15 protein-coding genes are annotated in these 16,356 nt (G+C 60.4%); 6 read left to right on the top strand and 9 right to left on the bottom strand.

The annotated features are described in order from the left end of the window. Positions 1-2 precede the first annotated feature (2 nt). From PH562_RS29130 to PH562_RS29110, 5 genes are all read right to left on the bottom strand, one after another. Entirely contained in the window at positions 3-1,421 is a 1,419-nt protein-coding gene (locus PH562_RS29130; RefSeq protein ID WP_285177290.1) for an aspartate aminotransferase family protein, read from the bottom strand. Between the two features lie 20 nt (positions 1,422-1,441). Next, positions 1,442-2,125, bottom strand: a complete 684-nt coding sequence (locus tag PH562_RS29125) for an MtnX-like HAD-IB family phosphatase (RefSeq protein ID WP_113231432.1) — start codon at positions 2,123-2,125, stop codon at positions 1,442-1,444. 103 nt (positions 2,126-2,228) lie between these two features. Further along, positions 2,229-3,605: a sensor histidine kinase gene (locus PH562_RS29120; protein ID WP_285177286.1), complete on the bottom strand. Its 1,377-nt coding sequence runs from the start codon at positions 3,603-3,605 to the stop codon at positions 2,229-2,231. Continuing rightward, a complete protein-coding gene (locus PH562_RS29115; RefSeq protein WP_041678005.1) occupies positions 3,602-4,258 on the bottom strand; it encodes a response regulator transcription factor in 657 nt (218 codons plus the stop codon). Before PH562_RS29115 ends, PH562_RS29120 begins: the two co-directional genes overlap by 4 nt. A 162-nt stretch (positions 4,259-4,420) precedes the next feature. Beyond that, entirely contained in the window at positions 4,421-5,278 is an 858-nt protein-coding gene (locus tag PH562_RS29110; RefSeq protein ID WP_285177284.1) for a LysR family transcriptional regulator, read from the bottom strand. A 103-nt stretch (positions 5,279-5,381) separates the two neighbouring features. Between PH562_RS29110 and PH562_RS29105 the strand changes: the two genes are divergently transcribed. Further along, positions 5,382-5,810 carry a VOC family protein gene (locus PH562_RS29105; protein WP_285177283.1) on the top strand — a complete coding sequence of 143 codons (429 nt, stop codon included), beginning with the start codon at positions 5,382-5,384 and terminating at the stop codon, positions 5,808-5,810. Between the two features lie 77 nt (positions 5,811-5,887). Here the strand turns inward: PH562_RS29105 and PH562_RS29100 are convergent, their stop codons facing one another. Next, complete coding sequence (locus PH562_RS29100; RefSeq protein WP_285177282.1) at positions 5,888-7,339, bottom strand: aminotransferase-like domain-containing protein; 1,452 nt, start codon at positions 7,337-7,339, stop codon at positions 5,888-5,890. A 108-nt stretch (positions 7,340-7,447) separates the two neighbouring features. On the opposite strand from PH562_RS29100, the gene PH562_RS29095 reads away from it, so the two are divergent. The 4 genes from PH562_RS29095 to PH562_RS29080 all read left to right on the top strand — a co-directional run bounded on the left by PH562_RS29095 (position 7,448) and on the right by PH562_RS29080 (position 11,030). Then, the gene (locus PH562_RS29095) at positions 7,448-8,311 is read left to right on the top strand and encodes a DMT family transporter (protein WP_285177280.1); all 864 of its coding nucleotides are present in this window, start codon (positions 7,448-7,450) and stop codon (positions 8,309-8,311) included. An 84-nt stretch (positions 8,312-8,395) separates the two neighbouring features. Then, positions 8,396-8,860 carry a nuclear transport factor 2 family protein gene (locus tag PH562_RS29090; protein WP_285177277.1) on the top strand — a complete coding sequence of 155 codons (465 nt, stop codon included), beginning with the start codon at positions 8,396-8,398 and terminating at the stop codon, positions 8,858-8,860. Position 8,861: 1 nt separating this feature from the next. Then, positions 8,862-9,425 (top strand): TetR/AcrR family transcriptional regulator, encoded by a 564-nt coding sequence (locus PH562_RS29085; protein ID WP_285177276.1) that lies wholly within the window; start codon positions 8,862-8,864, stop codon positions 9,423-9,425. Between the two features lie 279 nt (positions 9,426-9,704). Beyond that, positions 9,705-11,030 (top strand): glucoamylase family protein, encoded by a 1,326-nt coding sequence (locus PH562_RS29080; RefSeq protein WP_285177275.1) that lies wholly within the window; start codon positions 9,705-9,707, stop codon positions 11,028-11,030. A gap of 665 nt (positions 11,031-11,695) precedes the next feature. On the opposite strand, the gene PH562_RS29075 is transcribed toward PH562_RS29080, so the two are convergent. From PH562_RS29075 to PH562_RS29065, 3 genes are all read right to left on the bottom strand, one after another. Beyond that, on the bottom strand, positions 11,696-12,685 hold the full coding sequence (locus tag PH562_RS29075; RefSeq protein ID WP_285177274.1) for an Ldh family oxidoreductase: 990 nt from the start codon (positions 12,683-12,685) through the stop codon (positions 11,696-11,698). 84 nt (positions 12,686-12,769) lie between these two features. Then, on the bottom strand, positions 12,770-14,305 hold the full coding sequence (gene amaB / locus PH562_RS29070) for an L-piperidine-6-carboxylate dehydrogenase (RefSeq protein ID WP_285177273.1): 1,536 nt from the start codon (positions 14,303-14,305) through the stop codon (positions 12,770-12,772). Positions 14,306-14,453: 148 nt separating this feature from the next. Continuing rightward, positions 14,454-15,737, bottom strand: coding sequence for an NAD(P)/FAD-dependent oxidoreductase (locus PH562_RS29065; RefSeq protein WP_285177271.1), 1,284 nt, complete (start codon positions 15,735-15,737; stop codon positions 14,454-14,456). A gap of 207 nt (positions 15,738-15,944) precedes the next feature. Between PH562_RS29065 and PH562_RS29060 the strand changes: the two genes are divergently transcribed. Further along, on the top strand, positions 15,945-16,181 hold the full coding sequence (locus PH562_RS29060; protein ID WP_015341532.1) for an Lrp/AsnC ligand binding domain-containing protein: 237 nt from the start codon (positions 15,945-15,947) through the stop codon (positions 16,179-16,181). Positions 16,182-16,356: the final 175 nt, after the last annotated feature.

Genomic DNA, 16,356 nt, shown 5'->3' with positions numbered 1-16,356 from the left:
TCTTATCTCCGGGCAGCACGCGTCAGAAGCTGATCGAGCAGGGCAAGCGCCAGATCGATCTCTTCGCGGGTTATGAGCAGGTTGGGAGCAAACGTGATGACGTTCTTGTGGTAGCCGCCGACATCGAGCACGAGGCCGTAGGTCTTGCCGCCGACCTGGAGATCGCCCTTCATGCCTTCGTCGCACATCCAGTCCATCGTCGCCTTGTCCGGCGTGTAGCTGTCGTCCTTGCAGATTTCCATGCGCAGGGCGAGGCCAAGGCCGTCGACTTCGCCGACGATGGCATGGCGTTTCTGCAGCTGCTTCAGCCCGTCCAGGAAATGGGCGCCCTTCTCCATGATCGCAGCGCCGAAATCCTGCTCTTCCAGCATCTTCATCGTTTCGAGCGCAACGGCAGTCCCCATCGGGTTGCTGGCGAAGGTCGAATGCGTAGAGCCGGGCGGGAAGATCTCCGGATTGATCATCTCTTCGCGGGCCCATACACCGGAAAGCGGATTGAGGCCGTTGGTGATCGCCTTGCCGAAGATCAGCGCATCCGGCGAAACGCCGAAATGCTCGATCGACCAGAGCTTGCCGGTGCGGTAGACGCCCATCTGGATTTCGTCGACGATGAGCAGGATGCCGTGATCATCGAGCACCTTCTTCAGTTCCACGAAGAAGTTCATCGGCGGAATGACATAGCCGCCGGTGCCTTGAATCGGCTCGATATAGAAGGCGGCATATTCGGACTTGCCGGCCTTCGGGTCCCAGACGCCGTTATATTCGCTCTCGAACAGGCGGGCGAACTTCTGGACGCAATAATGTCCGTATTCTTCCTTCGACATGCCCTTCGGGCCGCGGAAATAATAGGGGAATTCGACGAACTGGGCACGATCGCCGAAATGGCCGTAGCGGCGGCGATAGCGGTAGCTAGAGGTGATTGCCGAAGCACCGAGCGTGCGGCCATGGTAACCGCCCTCGAAGGCGAACATCAGGCTCTTGCCGCCCGTATAATTGCGCACCAGTTTCAGGGAATCCTCGACAGCCTGCGAGCCGCCGACGTTGAAGTGCACACGGCCCTTATGGCCGAACTTGCGCTCGGCGTCCTGGGCGATCATCGCGGCAAGCTCCACCTTTTCACGGTGCAGATATTGCGACGCGACCTGCGGGAGACGGTCGAGCTGCCGATGGGCAGCTTCGTTCAGGCGCTCGTTGCGATAGCCGAAATTGACGGCGGAGTACCACATCTGCAGATCGAGGAACGGCGTTCCGGTCCGATCGTAGACATAGGAGCCTTCGCATTCCTCGAAGAATTTCGGCTTGTCCGTGTAGTGAACCGTGTCGCCATGGGAGCAATAGAGCTCCTCAAGAGCGCGCAATTCCTCTTCGGAGCGGACGGACTCGGTCTCACCGCTGAAGGCTTCGGCTAGATTCGTTTTCATTCAATGCCTCTTGGTCTGGTTCACGCCGTCTTGACTTGCGGCAGTGCACGGGAGCGTCGCTCGACGCTCGGGAGAACGGCTTCCATCTTTGGAAGCAGGTCGGAAAAGTCTTCGAAACCGACATAGGGAATGCCGTTTTCCTCGCAGTAGTCGACAAGCTTGGCCTTGGCGAAAACGAGGTCGACCTTGTCGGAAACGCAGAAGTCGCTGCGCCCGTCGCCGATGTAGACCTGCAGGTCGTTGCTATCGACGACGCGGCATTTGCAGACACCGGCACCGGATACGCAGCCGGTCACCGTAAATGGCGGGAACAGCGAATAGGATTCGCGGCCCTGGGAAACACTGCAAGTCAGCACATTGGCGACGATCGGCAGACCTTCGATGCCGTGACGTGCCAGAATGCGCCGGATGAAATAGTCCACACCATCGCTGACGATCGTGACAGGCAATTCGCCGCGGCGGCAGAAGGACAGGAAAGCCTCAAAGCCGGAATCGATCGCCAGCGTATCGAGAAACCGGTCAAGCTCGCCTCTGCTTGCCTCGATGAGAGCGATCTGTCTGCGCATGCATTCGCCGGAGCCGATCTGCCCCTGCTTCCACAATTGCTCGATATCTTCCCACTCGGAACCGGCGAAACGGGACAACACCATATCCGTCGCGTCTTCGATGGATATGGTTCCATCAAAATCGCAAAACACCTGCATGAACTACCCCTTCGCCTTATCTTAAGTTGCGTCTAACAACCTCAGATGAGCCGGGCATGAGCGGAAAATGATGCGAAAATGAAAAACGACGAGGCCGTGAGTTTTAGCTGAGCGGCAATCTCAAATCGACCCGGAGACCGCTACCCAGACGGGATGTGGAGAGATCGACGGTTGCCGAAAGGCGGTCGGCAGTGTCCGCGACGATGGCAAGCCCCAGGCCAGCGCCTTCGGTGTGAAGCGTATGGAGGCGGTAGAAGCGCTGGAACACCGCTTCCCTTTCATGCGGCGGAATGCCGGGGCCGCTGTCGCTGATCGAAATGCAGGCAAAGCCATCCTCCGAAGCGATGGAAACTTTGATTTCCCCTTCGGCGGGCGTGTATTTGATGGCATTGTCGAGCAGGTTGGTGACCAGCATGCGCAGCAGCGCCTCATCGCTTCTGACCTGGATCGCTTCATCCCCTTCCAGCACGACGTCGAGCTTTCGGCTGGTGATGATATTGCCGAGTTCGGCAATGAGCGACGCCATCCAGTGATAGAGCGGCACCGATGTCAGATTGAGGGGGTGATGACTGACCCTGGCGAGCCGCAGCAGCTGCTCGATCAGATGGATGGTGCGGTTGTTGCTGGCCACGAGATCGGAAATGATCGCCTGCCGCTCTTGATCACTGTCGCTATTTTCGAGCATCCGCAAAAGCAGCTTCACGCTCGCCTGAGGCGTGCGAAGCTGATGCGCGGCAAGGTCGGAGAAACGCCGCTCCAGCGTCAGCGACTGGCCGAGCTTTTCGAGCAGCTGATTGATCGACCTGCCAAGCGGCAGCAGATCGCGCGGCAGCTCTTCGACGGGGATCGCCGAGAGATCATCGGGCGATCGCGTACGGATCTGCCGCACCAGTCCGTGGATGGTGCGAAGACCGCTATTGATGCCGAGCCAGATGAGAAAGCCGATGACCGGCACCAGCATCAGCAGCGGAAAGAACAGATTGAGGAGAATGTTGGAAACAAGCGTTTCGCGAAGCGCGATCTTTTCGCCAAGCTCGATCACGATGGTCGTGTTCGGGATCGGCAGCGAATAGACGCGCCACTCGTCCCCACCATAGGTCAGCGTGGTAAAACCCACCTTCTGCTGCGGGACGTCAGAAAGGAAGGCCGTGCTGCTGTAAAAGCGTATCTTGCCGTCGACCCAGGCGCGAAACATATGCGCATCGGCATAATCATCGGCGTCTTCGTTGAAGGCCAGCTGATTGTCCATGTTGAAGTCGATATCGTCGATCTGCTTGGCACCATGGTCCGGATTCTTTTCCAGCGGCCGGCGCAGCAGGCTCCAGATCACGTTGGCATCGTCGATGAGCTGGGCATCGTAGATATTGTTGATCTCCCGCGTCGCGCTGTTGAAGGCGAAGGCGGCGATCACGACGATCGTCACCACGACGACGGGCGCGATGCGCAGAAACAGCTTGCGGGTAAGCGTGGAGTTGTTCATCGCTCGATCATATAGCCGACGCCGCGAATCGACTTGATGAAATCGGTGCCGAGCTTCTTGCGCAGATTGTAGATCGTCACTTCGATCGTATTGCTCTCGACGGTGTTTTCCGCATCATAGAGCGCATATTCGATGTCATTCTTCGTCACATATCGGCCGCTGCGCTCCATGAGCAGCTTCAGGAGATGGAATTCTTTCGCCGTGGTATGGACCTGCACATTGTCCTTGCGAGCCACCATGGCCGAGGGGTCGACCTCCACGTCGCCGCAGCGGATGACGCTTTCAGTCCGCCCATCACGCCGGCGGATGAGCGCACGCAGCCGCGCCAGCAGCTCGTCGAGATCGAAAGGCTTGACCAGATAGTCGTCGGCACCCTCATCCAGGCCCTCGACCTTCTGGCGCACGGAATCCATCGCCGTCAGCAGCAGCACGGGCACGGAATTTCCCCGCTGCCGGATGCGCCGCAGCACCTCCATGCCGCTCAGCTGCGGCAGATTGATATCGAGCACGATCGCAGCGAAATGCGAATGCGCCGCCGCTTCGAGGCCGGATTCGCCGTCGCGCATCCAGTCGACGCCGTAGGCATGCTTTTCCAGCGCCTTCTTCAGCGAAGAGCCGAGGATATTGTCGTCTTCAACAAGCAGAACGCGCACGACCGACCTCACTTAGCGGTGTATTCCATAGCGGATGTGAGCCGCAATTGGAGCGGCCATGTGGCAAAGCTATGACGGATATTTTCCGCCTGGCAAGAGCTTCAGGAAGAGACGACATTCCCGCCGGTGGCTTGGAGGCACGGTTTTGCGCCGAATAGGGCCTCATTGCTGCGTCGCCATCAGACATTCCGCAAGACAGATCGCGGCTGGCGTGCTCTCCTGCGGCCGCAATATCCCTATCTCGCGATAAAAATCCGGCTCGGAAAGCGGCACCATGCGGATCGGCGCCACCGGAGGAGGACTGCCGTCGACAAGAGGCAGAAGTGCCACCCCGAGCCCCTGTCCGACCATCGCGACAATCCCGGCGATGTCATCGACCTCCATCGATTCACGCGGAACTATCGAATGCGATCGCAAGAAGCGGTCGACCTGCCGCCCTCCGAACGAACTGCGATCATAGCGGATGAAGGGCTGCTCGCGCAGCAGCGTTCGCCAATCATCACCCCGCAGCTGCTCGGAAACCGCAAGCACGTAGGGCTCGCGCACCAGGGGCCGCCAGATCAGATTCTTGGGCAAGCCGAAGGGAGGTTCGATCAGCACGGCAAGATCGAGTTCGCCGGCATCGAGCAGGTCGAGCAGATGCAGAGAGACCCCTGGGACGATGCGGAGATGATGATGTGCAAATCGCTCCCGGAAGGGGCCGAGAGCGCGGGCAAGCAGCGCCGATTGAACGGAAGCAATTGCGCCGACGCGCAGCTCGCCGCCCGAAGCCTCGTCGACCGGGTCGGCAATGTGCTCGAACATCGCAATGATGCTCTTGGCGCGCTCGAGCGTTCTAAGCCCGGCGGCATTCAGCGTCGCGGAGCGGCCCGTCCGCTCGAACAGTTTGACGCCAAGCCTTTCCTCGAGCCGCTTCATCTGCCCGCTGACGGCCGCTTGCGTCAGGCCAATCCGATCTCCTGCCGCAGCAAACGTTCCAAAGCGGGCGATAGCCACAAGGGTCTGAAGTTCCGCAATCATGATTCATAATTTTTCCTGTACCTCAACATCACGATATACCATTTTTCATAGAGAAAAATGTATCTTATTCATGGCTGCATCAATTCGCTTCTTGGAGATGATCATGAGCGCAGCACCACTTCATCCCTTCCACCTTGCATTTCCCGTCAACGATCTCGCAGCGGCGAGGAGCTTCTATGGCGGTCTTCTCGGTTGCCCCGAAGGCCGCAGTTCACCTGATTGGATCGATTTCAACTTTTACGGCCATCAGATCGTCGCCCATTTGGCGCCGGATGAAACGAACGAGGTGGCAGCCAATGCCGTCGATGGCCACGGCGTTCCGGTGCGCCATTTCGGCGTCGTTCTGTCGATGGAAGAATGGGAGGCAGCCGCCGAGAAGCTGACGAAAGCCAGTATAGAATTCGTCATCAAGCCCTATATCCGCTTCCGGGGCGAGCCGGGAGAACAGGCGACCATGTTCTTCAAGGACCCGAGCGGCAATGCCATCGAGATGAAGGCTTTCGCCGACATCAACAGTCTCTTTGCCAAATAGGGATCAAGCCGGCGACAGGAGCAACCGCCACGGTGGAAACCTGCCGGTCGGGAAATGTTCGTGTCGCGGGTAAATCTCTAGGCTGGCGTAAGGCCGGTCGCAACGGCGTCCTTGTGCATCGCCCGCAGCTTTTGCATGGACGCTTCCAGTACGTCGAAGATCCGGGGATCGGCCGATTGCGCGACGTTGAACCGCATGAAGCGGCCAGCGGTCTCCGACAGGCTGAAAACATTGCCCGGAGCGAGGATGACCCCTTCCGCGAGGCAAGCACGGGCAAGGTCCGCGGCATCAAGCCCTTCCGGCAGCCTGCACCAGAGGAACATGCCCGCATGCGGCTTGAGCCATGGGGTGATACCGATCGCCTCCAGCCGGGCCGGAACCTCAGCCATTGCCTTCGCAAGCCGGACACGCAGCGCCTCCACATGCTTGCGATAACTTCCATCCTTCAGCGCGAGATAGACAAGCTCGGCCGACAATTGCCCGCAACTGAAGCTGCTGGCGACCTTGAGATCGACGAGCCCGTCGATCCAATCCCGCCGCGCCGCGATGAAGCCGCAGCGCACGGAGGCCGAAAGCGTTTTCGAAAAGCTGCCGATATGGATCACCCGGTCGAGCCCGTCATAAGCGGCGAGACGCGGCGCCGGAACATCTTCGAAATCGGCGAAGATATCGTCCTCAATGATCGTCAGCCCGGCAGCATCCGCCAGCTTCAGCAGCCGGTGTGCCGTTACGGGCGAGAGCGTCGCCCCCGTCGGATTGTGGATGGCGGAATTGGTGATGTAGAGCCGCGGCTTGTGCCGTTCGAGCACGTGGCCGAACAGTTCGACATCCGGCCCAGTCGGCGTGAAAGGCACGGAAACGACTTTGGCGCGATGCGCCCGCAGGAGCGCATGAAAATTGAAATAGCAGGGATCGTCCACCAGCACGGTATCGCCCGGCTCGAGCAGGAAACGGCAGAGAAGATCAATCGCCTGCGTGCCGGATTCCGTCAACAGGATCTGATCCGGCGACACCGTGATGCCATGCTCGCCAAGGCGTCGGGCCAGCAGCTGCCGCAGCGGCGGCAGGCCGAGCGGTGTCCCGTAATTCGCAAGCACTCCGATATCGCCGCGCGCCAGCGTCCGCATCGCCTTGCGCAAGGCGGCCTGGGGCAGCCACGAAGGCGGCAGCCAGCCGCAGCCCGGTTTTAGGGCATCGTCGCCGACTTCGAGCGATTGCCGCGAGATCCACAGCGGATCGACATTGCGGCCCGATCTCGCTCCGGTTTCGGAGAGCGATAGCGGCGCCAGGGGTCCGCAGACATAAAAGCCGGATCCCGGCCGCGAGCGGATCACTCCCTCGGCCGCGAGCCGCTCGTAGGCTTCAACAACCGTGGAAACGGAAACCTGCATCGTCCTGGCAAAGCTGCGCACGGAGGGAAGCCGCGCGCCGGGTACAAGGCTGCGCGCAGCGATGCGCTCTGATATCGCCGCCATCACGCCTTCGATCCGCGTATTTCCGCCAATGGCCGCTGTCGAGACATTGTCCATCCGTACTGCACCTTCAACCATAACAGTTCGCACAAATTGTACTGCACCGTCTCTGGCTTGACCAGACAAATGCGTTGATACCGCGAAGATCAAGAAGGAGCATGCGCGATGGACAAAACGACGACGGGATGGATCTATGGTTTGACGGGAGTGGTGATCTTCAGCGGCTCGCTGCCGGCGACGCGGGTGGCCGTCATGGATTTCGACCCTCTGTTCCTGACGGTTGCCCGAGCCGCGATCGCCGGCCTCCTGGGCCTCGGCCTGCTGTTCGCTTTTCGCGAAAAGCGCCCGACCCGCGGCGACATCACTTCGCTCATCATCGTCGCACTCGGCTGTGTTGTTGGCTTTCCGCTCTTGACGGCACTGGCGCTGAAACACGTCACGTCAGCCCATTCGATCGTCTTCATCGGATTGCTGCCGCTGGCGACCGCCATCTTCGGCGTACTGCGCGGCGGTGAACGGCCACGCCCAGCCTTCTGGATATTCTCCCTGCTCGGCAGCGCGCTGGTCTGCAGCTATGCGCTGACGCAAGGCGTGTCGGCCTCGCCGGTCGGCGACCTCCTGATGCTTGCGGCCGTGATCGTCTGTGGCCTTGGCTATGCCGAGGGTGCTGTGCTCTCACGCCGGCTGGGCGGCTGGCAGGTCATCTGCTGGGCTCTCGTGCTGTCGCTACCCGTCACCATCGCGCTCTGCATTATGACCATGCCGCACAGCATTGCCGGCATCGGCGGTCCTGCCTGGCTGGGCCTCCTCTATGTCTCGCTGTTCAGCATGCTGATCGGCTTCATCTTCTGGTATCGCGGGCTCGCCCAGGGTGGTATCGCAGCCGTCGGCCAGCTGCAATTCCTGCAGCCCTTCTTCGGCTTCGCGCTTGCCGCAGCCCTTCTCAAGGAAAGCGTCAGCTGGTCGATGCTCGTCGTAACCCTCGCCGTTGTCGCATGCGTCGCCGGAGCCAGGAAGTTCGCCCATTGAAACCAGCATCGCGATAAAATATCGCCGCTTGACCCTATAAACCGATCGGTTTATTTAGTACCAATCGGTTTATAGGAGTACATCATGCCGACCCCACTCGTCCCGCCGTTCACCCGCGAAACCGCCATCGCCAAGGTCCGCATGGCCGAAGACGGGTGGAACAGCCGCGATCCGGAGCGTGTCTCCAAAGTCTATACGGAGAACAGCCAGTGGCGGAACCGCGCCGAATTTCCGCGCGGCCGCAAGGAAATCGTCGAATTCCTGACGCGCAAATGGGCACGCGAACTGGACTATCGGCTGATCAAGGAACTCTGGGCCTTCGAGGGCAATCGCATCGCCGTGCGCTTTGCCTATGAATGGCATGACGATAGCGGCCATTGGTTCCGTTCCTACGGCAACGAGAACTGGGAATTCGATGCCGATGGCCTGATGCAACGTCGCTTCGCCTCCATCAACGACATGCCGATCAGAGAAGAGGACCGGAAGTTCCACTGGCCGCTCGGCCGCCGGCCGGACGATCATCCGGATCTTTCCGACCTCGGCCTTTGAGATGGTGCGTACCGTCTTCGAAAAATCCGACGCCATTGCCCTCGTCGCCGAAGTCTTTCGCGAGCTCGGCTACGAGGGCGCGTCGATGAGCGAGATCACCGCCCGCACGAAATTGTCGAAAGGCAGCCTCTATCACTTCTTTCCGGGCGGCAAGGAAGAGATGGCGGCCGAGATCATGGCCAATATCGACGCCTGGTTCGTAACCGAAATGTTCAAGCCGCTCGAAGAGGAAGACCCTCGCGCCGCCATTGCCCGCATGTGGGAGATGACGGACAGCTATTTCCGCTCCGGCCGCCGCGTCTGCCTGATCGGCGCCTTTGCGTTGGATGAAACGCGCGATCGCTTTTCTGCCGCTATCCGTGACTATTTCCATCGCTGGATCGAAGCGCTTGCCGGCGCCCTGCTCAGGGCAGGCACGCCAGACACCGACGCGAAAATGCTCTCCGAAGAGGCCGTCATCGGCATTCAGGGCGCATTGACGCTTGCCCGAGCCCTTGGAGATGAGGCAGTGTTTGGCAGAACCTTGGTGCGGCTGAAGCACCGGCTGGAAACCGCGCTCGGCTAAACCATCTCGTCGATGCGAATCACTGCACAGCCACTGCTTCGCCCCTTGCCGAACGGGCTCGCACCAACCGCTATTTGCACACTTCTGCTGGCGATATCGCCGCAAATTGCCTGGAAAGGGCATCTTCAAGCCCTCAGGGTTGGGGATGACTACTTCAACAACCCACTGATATTAAAGAATCCTCCACAAAAGTATGTCATCGTTAATCATGTTTGATTTGCAACTCTCCAGGCTCCCATGTTCAGCAGGGAATGGGAGCATCGAGGAGATGGATAGAAGATGCTGCAGCAGGTAACAGAAACCGACGACGCGCTGATCGATCAATTGCAACGCTCGGCGTTCGACTATTTCATGCTCTATACCAATCCGGAAAACGGACTGGTGGCGGATACCTCGATCAAGACGAGCCATTGCAGCATTGCCGCCGTCGGATTCGCGCTATCGAGTTATCCGGTCGCCGTCGAGCGCGGCTGGATCAGCCGGGCCGATGCGGCCAAACGGGTGTTGGCGGCCCTCGATTTCTTTGCCGATAGTCAGCAGGGCACCGAACGCGGCGCCACCGGCCATCGCGGTTTTTACTATCACTTCCTTTATATGGAGACCGGCAAGCGTGCCTGGAACAGCGAGCTTTCGACGATCGACACCGGCCTGCTGCTGCTCGGCGTCCTGACCGCAGCCGCCTATTTCACCGGAAACAGCCAGGTCGAGCGCGATCTCCGCAAGCAGGCGAAATTCCTCTACGAGCGCTGCGACTGGCGTTGGGCTCTGAACAAGGGCCAGACCATCAGTATGGGCTGGAAGCCGGCGAGCGGTTTCCTGCGCTGGCGCTACCAGGGCTATGACGAGGCGATCTTCCTCTATGTGCTGGCGCTGGCCTCGCCGACGCATTCCGTCCCGCCGTCAAGCTACGATGCTTTTGCCTCGACCTATACGTGGATGATGTTTAAGGACACGCCCTTCCTTTATGCCGGGCCGCTGTTCATCCACCTCTTCTCGCATGCCTGGATCGATTTCCGCGACATCCGCGACAAGCACGTCGCCGACAAGGGCACCGATTACTTCCGCAATACGCAGGCGGCAATTGCGGTGCAGCGCGATTACACCGAGCGCAATCCCGGCCATTTCGTCGGCTATACGAAGGATATCTGGGGCCTATCCGCCTGTGACGGCCCGAACCCGACTGGCACCAAACATAGCCTGCGCTATGCCCCGAAAGTCTTTGGCTATGCCGCCCGCGGCGCGCCGCTGGGTCCCGACGACGGCACCATCGCGCCCTGGGGGCCGCTGTCCTGCCTCGCTTTCGACCGCCAGGCCGCACTCGACGGCACGCGGGCGCTGCTTGCGACCTATCCCAACCTGCTGCTCGACGGTCGCTTCCCCGGCGGCTTCAATCCGAGCGTCAAGGGTCCCGGCCCGGAAGGATGGGTAGATGATCGCTCCGTCGCCATCGACCAGGGCCTGCTCGTCATGATGATCGAAAACGCCCGCACTGGCATGATCTGGAACCTGATGCGGCAATCACCGATCCTCCGCACCGGCCTCGAACGCGCCGGCTTCACCGGCGGCTGGCTGGATGAGAAGAAGGCAAAGCCTGCGATCGCTTGATCCGCCGATCGCGGTGGCTATCAGGTGTTTCTGTCGACACAGCGACTGCCTGCGTAGCCCCTCACCCTATCCTTTCCCGGAAATGTAAGGCGAGAGGACAATCGTGCTAACTAGTTCCCCTCCCAGCACACCGATGCGCTGTTTATGACAATAACCAAAAGTCGTACGGAAAACACTACTGGCGTGTTTCACGATGTGAAATCGTCTTGGTTGCACCAAAAACGGTCGCAGGCTTCGAATATTGAGAATCACAAAATGCCTGATGATGAAGTCCTTACCATACTACGGATTATTTCTAGAGTTGGGATGCTCCTCTTCGTTGCTGCGATAATCACCTATTTAGTGTGCGAAATGTTCAGCGAGAGTGCTGCCCTAAGTCGGCTTTCGGCGACTGCCCAAGTTTATCACTATACGCAGAGATGCGATGCCGATGGCAACCCAATTTCGACCGGACAACCCAACTGCGTCGATCTGAATCGATACGTATTTGTCCATGGCCCTCCCGACAAAGCCTTTCGCAGGGCTTGTTCAGGGAAGACGGCGGAGATGCTGTCCTTTGAGAGGGGCAATGTATCGACTTTCGAAATCAATCTCGTCGATAAGATGTTACAGTTTCGAGCGCGAAATGGAGTTAGTTCCCCGTGTTAGCTGCTTACCGAGACACCTCAAAGCCTCTCGATCGCGGCGATCACCTCGTCCTCGACAGTAATCCCCTCCATCACCGCAAGACGTCGTGAACTCTGTCCTCGGCGGCCCGGCAGGCGGACATGGGGATCGCGGGTGATTTCGCCTGCCAGCAAGGCCAGCCGTTGCGCCGTATCCGCGGCACTCGTCGCGGCCGGATTGATTGCGATGATCGTTTGGCCGAGCGCCGGCGGAGCGCCTTTGTCGTCGAAGAGTGAGGAAGCCTCGAAGGCGTAGTTGGCGCCGGTCAGGCTGGCTGCAAGGATCTCCACCATGAGGGCGAGTGCCGCACCCTTGGCATCGCCGGCCGGGATCATCGTGCCGGCCAAGGCCTCTTCGGCATCCGTGGTCGGCCTCCCTTCGCGGTCGAAAGCCCAATCCGATGGAATGGAGGCACCCTGTTGCCGCGCCGCCATCACCTTGCCACGCGCCACCTTCGACAGCGCCAGGTCGATGACAACAGACTCCTCGCCGGGCAGCGGCGCGGCGAAAGCGATCGGGTTGGTGCCGAAGACCGGTGTCTTGCCGCCCCATGGCGCCATCGAGGCCGGCGCATTGGCGACCATCAGCGCCACCAGCCCCTGATCGGCAAAACGCTCCACTGTCAGGCCCATGACGCCGGCATGATGGGAGCGGCTGATGGCGGCAAGCGCAATCCCCTGTTCGCGGGCGATAGCCGGAAGCTCGGCAACGGCAAGATCGAGCGCGGGATAGGCATAGCCATTGCCGGCATCGATGCGCAGCACGGCGGGAGAAGGTCGGCTAAGCTGCGGCCTGGCAAAACCATCGACCTTGCCGACCTTGGCCTGACCGGCATAGGCGGGGACGCGGCGCAGACCATGACCACCCTGCCCGGCAGCCTCCGCCGCGACGAGCGCGACAGCCACCGAACGGGCGTTCTCGGCGCTAACCCTGTTTCGCTGCAAAGCCTCCATGACCAATGTTTCGGCTTCGGCAAGCGACAGATGCATGGAGCAAGACCTTGAAAACAAATGGGAAGACAAAGGCTTTCTACGCCTTCATCCTCCCCATCGCAATGCAGCATGGCTCGCGCGCTATGCCACGTCGAACTTGACGCCCTGGGCCAGCGGCAGAGTGCGGCCGTAATTGATCGTATTGGTCGCCCGGCGCATATAGGCCTTCCAGGCGTCAGATCCGGACTCGCGCCCACCACCGGTCTCTTTCTCGCCACCGAATGCGCCGCCGATCTCGGCACCGGAGGGACCGAGATTGACGTTGGCGATGCCGCAATCCGAACCCCGGGCGGAGACGAAGGTTTCGGCTTCCCGCATGTCATTGGTGAAGATCGAAGAGGAAAGTCCTTGCGGCACGGCATTATGCAGCGCCAGCGCTTTGTCGAAATCGCTGTACTTCATGACATAGAGGATCGGCGCGAAGGTTTCCTGCTCGACAGGGCCGGTCTGCTCCGGCATTTCGACGAGGGCCGGGCGGACATAGAAGGCATCGACAGAGCCGCTTTCAATGCGTTCGCCGCCCGTCACCGTGCCGCCGGCCTCCTTCGCAGCGGCAAGGGCCGCCTGCATGCGGTCGAAGGCCTGCTTATCGATCAGCGGACCGACGAGAGTACCGGGCTCAAGGGGATTGCCTATCGTCACAGAACCATAGGCCTTCCGCAGACGCGGAACGAGCTGGTCATAGACGCTTTCGTGAACGAAGAGGCGGCGCAGCGTCGTGCAGCGCTGGCCGGCCGTGCCCATCGCGGAAAAGGCGACGCCACGCAGGGTGAGATCGAGATCGGCCGTCGGGCAGACGATCGCCGCATTGTTGCCGCCAAGCTCCAGGATGGCGCGGGCGAAACGGCCGGCAAGACGCGGGCCGACTGCACGGCCCATGGCAGTTGAGCCGGTTGCCGAGACCAACGGCACCTGCGTATGATCGACCAGCAACTCGCCAAGATCACGGCCGCCGATCAGCAGCGTCGAAAGGTTGGCCGGCGCTTCGCCGCCCTCGGCGACATAGCGCTTCAGCGCCTTTTCAAACAAAGCCTGCACGGCAAGCGCCGTGAGCGGCGTCTTCTCCGATGGCTTCCAGATGGTGGAATTGCCGCAGACCATGGCAAGCGCCGCATTCCACGACCAAACAGCAACGGGGAAATTGAAGGCCGAGATAATGCCGATCACCCCCAGCGGATGCCAGCTTTCCATCATCCGGTGCTCTGAGCGTTCGGTCGCGATGGTGAGGCCATAAAGCTGGCGCGAGAGACCGACGGCGAAATCGCAGATATCGATCATCTCCTGCACCTCGCCGAGGCCCTCGGAAGTGATCTTGCCCACTTCGATCGAGACGAGCCGGCCAAGGGCAGCCTTGCCGGCGCGCAGCTCTTCGCCGAGCAGACGGATCAGCTCGCCGCGCTTCGGCGCCGGCACGTTGCGCCAGGCAAGAAACGCCACGTGCGCCGCCTCGATTGCAGCCTTCGCCTCACCGGCCGAATGTTCTCTGAGCCGGCCGATTTCGGCGCCGGTCACAGGAGACGTGACGGCCAGCGTTCCGCCGGTGTAGCGATCGGCTGCTACGCCGATTTCAGTTAGTATTGCCTTGGTTTCGGCAGCAAGATCTGATGTCGCGGCCATCTTGTTTCCTCTTCCCGTAACGCTGGTTCCCGGAATTGCCCTAGAGCCGGATGATTTTAGGTCGAGTCGACCTAAAATCTGAATCCGCTCTAGAATCAAAGAAGCGTGATGTCGTCCGAAAACCGCCTACACTTTTCGGCATCACACTCTAGACTCTGGCGCCGACGAAATGCGCGGCTTGGGCGCCCGCCTCGTACCACATTTCTTTTGCCGTCCTGAAGCTCGGCTCGACGATATCGGTCACCGGCAGCGGCAGGTCGGCCTCGGAAATCTGCCCGAGAATATGGCTGGCAAGCACCTTGCCGAACACCGTGCCCGGCGCAATGCCGCGGCCATTATAGCCGGAGAAGCCGATGACATTCTGATCCAGCTTGTGGAAACGGGGCAGCGCATTGTCGGTCATGCCGATCTTGCCATACCATTCGCATTCGAAGGGAATGTCACCGAGCTGCGGAAAGAGTTTTTTGATCGACCGCCGAGCCCAGTTCTTGTGAATGGCAAGACCGGTATTGCGCAGCGCCCCGACGCTGCCGAAGACCAGCCGGCCGGCCTGATCCATGCGGAAGGACGAGAGCACTTCCTTCGTATCCCAGGCGCCCTCGCGCCCCGGCAGCACGGATTTGCGCAAATTGTCGCCGAGCGGCACGGTGGCGAAATTGAAATAGGGCAGATGCACCTGCTCGTTTCGAACCTTTTCCCACGGACCGGTGCTATAGGCGTCGGTGGCCACCACGATCCAATCGACACTGACCTTGCCGCCATCGGTCGAAACCACCCATTTCGCACCGCTTCTTTCCGTCGCCGTCACGCGGCTGCCGGTGTGAATGGTAACGCCGGCTTTGACCACGGCATGCGCAAGGCCCCGCGCATAGGCAAGCGGCTGCAGCGTGCCGGCGCGCATGTCGAGCAGCGCCCCGGCATAGGCCGAGCTGCCGACGCGGCGTTCCGTCTCCCGCGCATCCAGCACCGTGACCGGCGCGCCGCGCTTGCCCCATTGCCGGGCCCGCTCCTCGATTTCCTTCAGTCCCTCCGGCCCGACGGCGCAATGCAGCGTGCCGTTGCGCTCGAGCTCGCAGGCGATGCCATGCTTGTCGATCAGCTCCATGACCAGCTTGGGCCCGTTGCCGAGCAGATCGAGCAGCCGCTCGCCGTGGACGGCACCGAGTTCGCCGGGCAAATCGTCTGGCATCACCCACATGCCGGCATTGATGAGGCCGACATTGCGACCCGCGCCGCCAAAGCCGATTTCATTGGCTTCCAGCAACACGACGCTGGTGCCGGCCTCCGCCAGATGCAGCGCCGTCGAAAGACCGGTATAGCCGCCGCCAACTACCACGACATCGGCGGAGACATCGCCGGAAAGCGGCTTCGTTGCCGGCGGTGGGGGAGCGGTCTTTTCCCAAAGACCATGGGAGCGCGGGTCATTCAGCATGAAATCGGTCCAATCGACAGAGATAATCGCGCCAATCTAGCGCCATGCTCGAAGTTGCGGAAGCGGCAAGAGCGACATCCGATGGACATGGCATGATGCCAAAAAATCATCGGCTCTGGAGAAAAACTTGCATGGCGAAGGCGCTTTCGACCATGATAGAGAAAAGCCGGCCGCTATGACGGCTGCAGACAGAAGCAGGACATTCTCATGAAGCCCATTTTCGTTCAGCTCCAATGCGCCCCCGGCAAGACCTATGAGGTCGCCGATGCGATCTACCAGACGGAGCTGGTTTCGGAATTGTATTCCACCAGCGGCGACTACGATCTGCTGATGAAGGTCTACATTGCCGAAGAGCAGGATATCGGCAAGTTCATCAACGACCACATCGCCAATATCCCGGGCATCGTCCGCTCGCTGACGACGCTGACCTTCCGAGCGTTTTGAGAGGTCCGGTTTCGAGTCGGCACCTATCGCAGTTAAGGCTGCTAAAGAGCCCCTCACCCCAACCCTCTCCCCGCTTGCGGGGAGAGCGATTGTCTTGCGTGTCAAGCGTTTTGCCATGGGCGTGCGTCCCTGATGATGGCATTGAGGATGGTGATCAGTTTTCGCATGGTTGCGA

Origin of the sequence: Rhizobium centroccidentale (genome assembly GCF_030182565.1) — a bacterium.
In the GTDB taxonomy this organism is placed as follows: domain Bacteria; phylum Pseudomonadota; class Alphaproteobacteria; order Rhizobiales; family Rhizobiaceae; genus Rhizobium.
The sequence above is the reverse complement of the archived record's forward strand: the minus strand, read 5'-3'. Positions and strand labels throughout refer to the sequence as shown.

Excerpts from the sequence above, each read along its gene's own strand:
- PH562_RS29080 (WP_285177275.1), top strand. The coding sequence starts at position 9,705 with ATGCTGCAGCAGGTAACAGAAACCGACGACGCGCTGATCGATCAATTG.
- PH562_RS29060 (WP_015341532.1), top strand. The coding sequence starts at position 15,945 with ATGAAGCCCATTTTCGTTCAGCTCCAATGCGCCCCCGGCAAGACCTAT.
- PH562_RS29100 (WP_285177282.1), bottom strand. The coding sequence starts at position 7,339 with ATGGACAATGTCTCGACAGCGGCCATTGGCGGAAATACGCGGATCGAA.
- PH562_RS29105 (WP_285177283.1), top strand. The coding sequence starts at position 5,382 with ATGAGCGCAGCACCACTTCATCCCTTCCACCTTGCATTTCCCGTCAAC.
- PH562_RS29125 (WP_113231432.1), bottom strand. The coding sequence starts at position 2,125 with ATGCAGGTGTTTTGCGATTTTGATGGAACCATATCCATCGAAGACGCG.
- PH562_RS29075 (WP_285177274.1), bottom strand. The coding sequence starts at position 12,685 with ATGCATCTGTCGCTTGCCGAAGCCGAAACATTGGTCATGGAGGCTTTG.
- PH562_RS29065 (WP_285177271.1), bottom strand. The coding sequence starts at position 15,737 with ATGCTGAATGACCCGCGCTCCCATGGTCTTTGGGAAAAGACCGCTCCC.
- PH562_RS29085 (WP_285177276.1), top strand. The coding sequence starts at position 8,862 with ATGGTGCGTACCGTCTTCGAAAAATCCGACGCCATTGCCCTCGTCGCC.
- PH562_RS29095 (WP_285177280.1), top strand. The coding sequence starts at position 7,448 with ATGGACAAAACGACGACGGGATGGATCTATGGTTTGACGGGAGTGGTG.
- PH562_RS29110 (WP_285177284.1), bottom strand. The coding sequence starts at position 5,278 with ATGATTGCGGAACTTCAGACCCTTGTGGCTATCGCCCGCTTTGGAACG.
- PH562_RS29130 (WP_285177290.1), bottom strand. The coding sequence starts at position 1,421 with ATGAAAACGAATCTAGCCGAAGCCTTCAGCGGTGAGACCGAGTCCGTC.
- amaB (WP_285177273.1), bottom strand. The coding sequence starts at position 14,305 with ATGGCCGCGACATCAGATCTTGCTGCCGAAACCAAGGCAATACTAACT.
- PH562_RS29090 (WP_285177277.1), top strand. The coding sequence starts at position 8,396 with ATGCCGACCCCACTCGTCCCGCCGTTCACCCGCGAAACCGCCATCGCC.
- PH562_RS29120 (WP_285177286.1), bottom strand. The coding sequence starts at position 3,605 with ATGAACAACTCCACGCTTACCCGCAAGCTGTTTCTGCGCATCGCGCCC.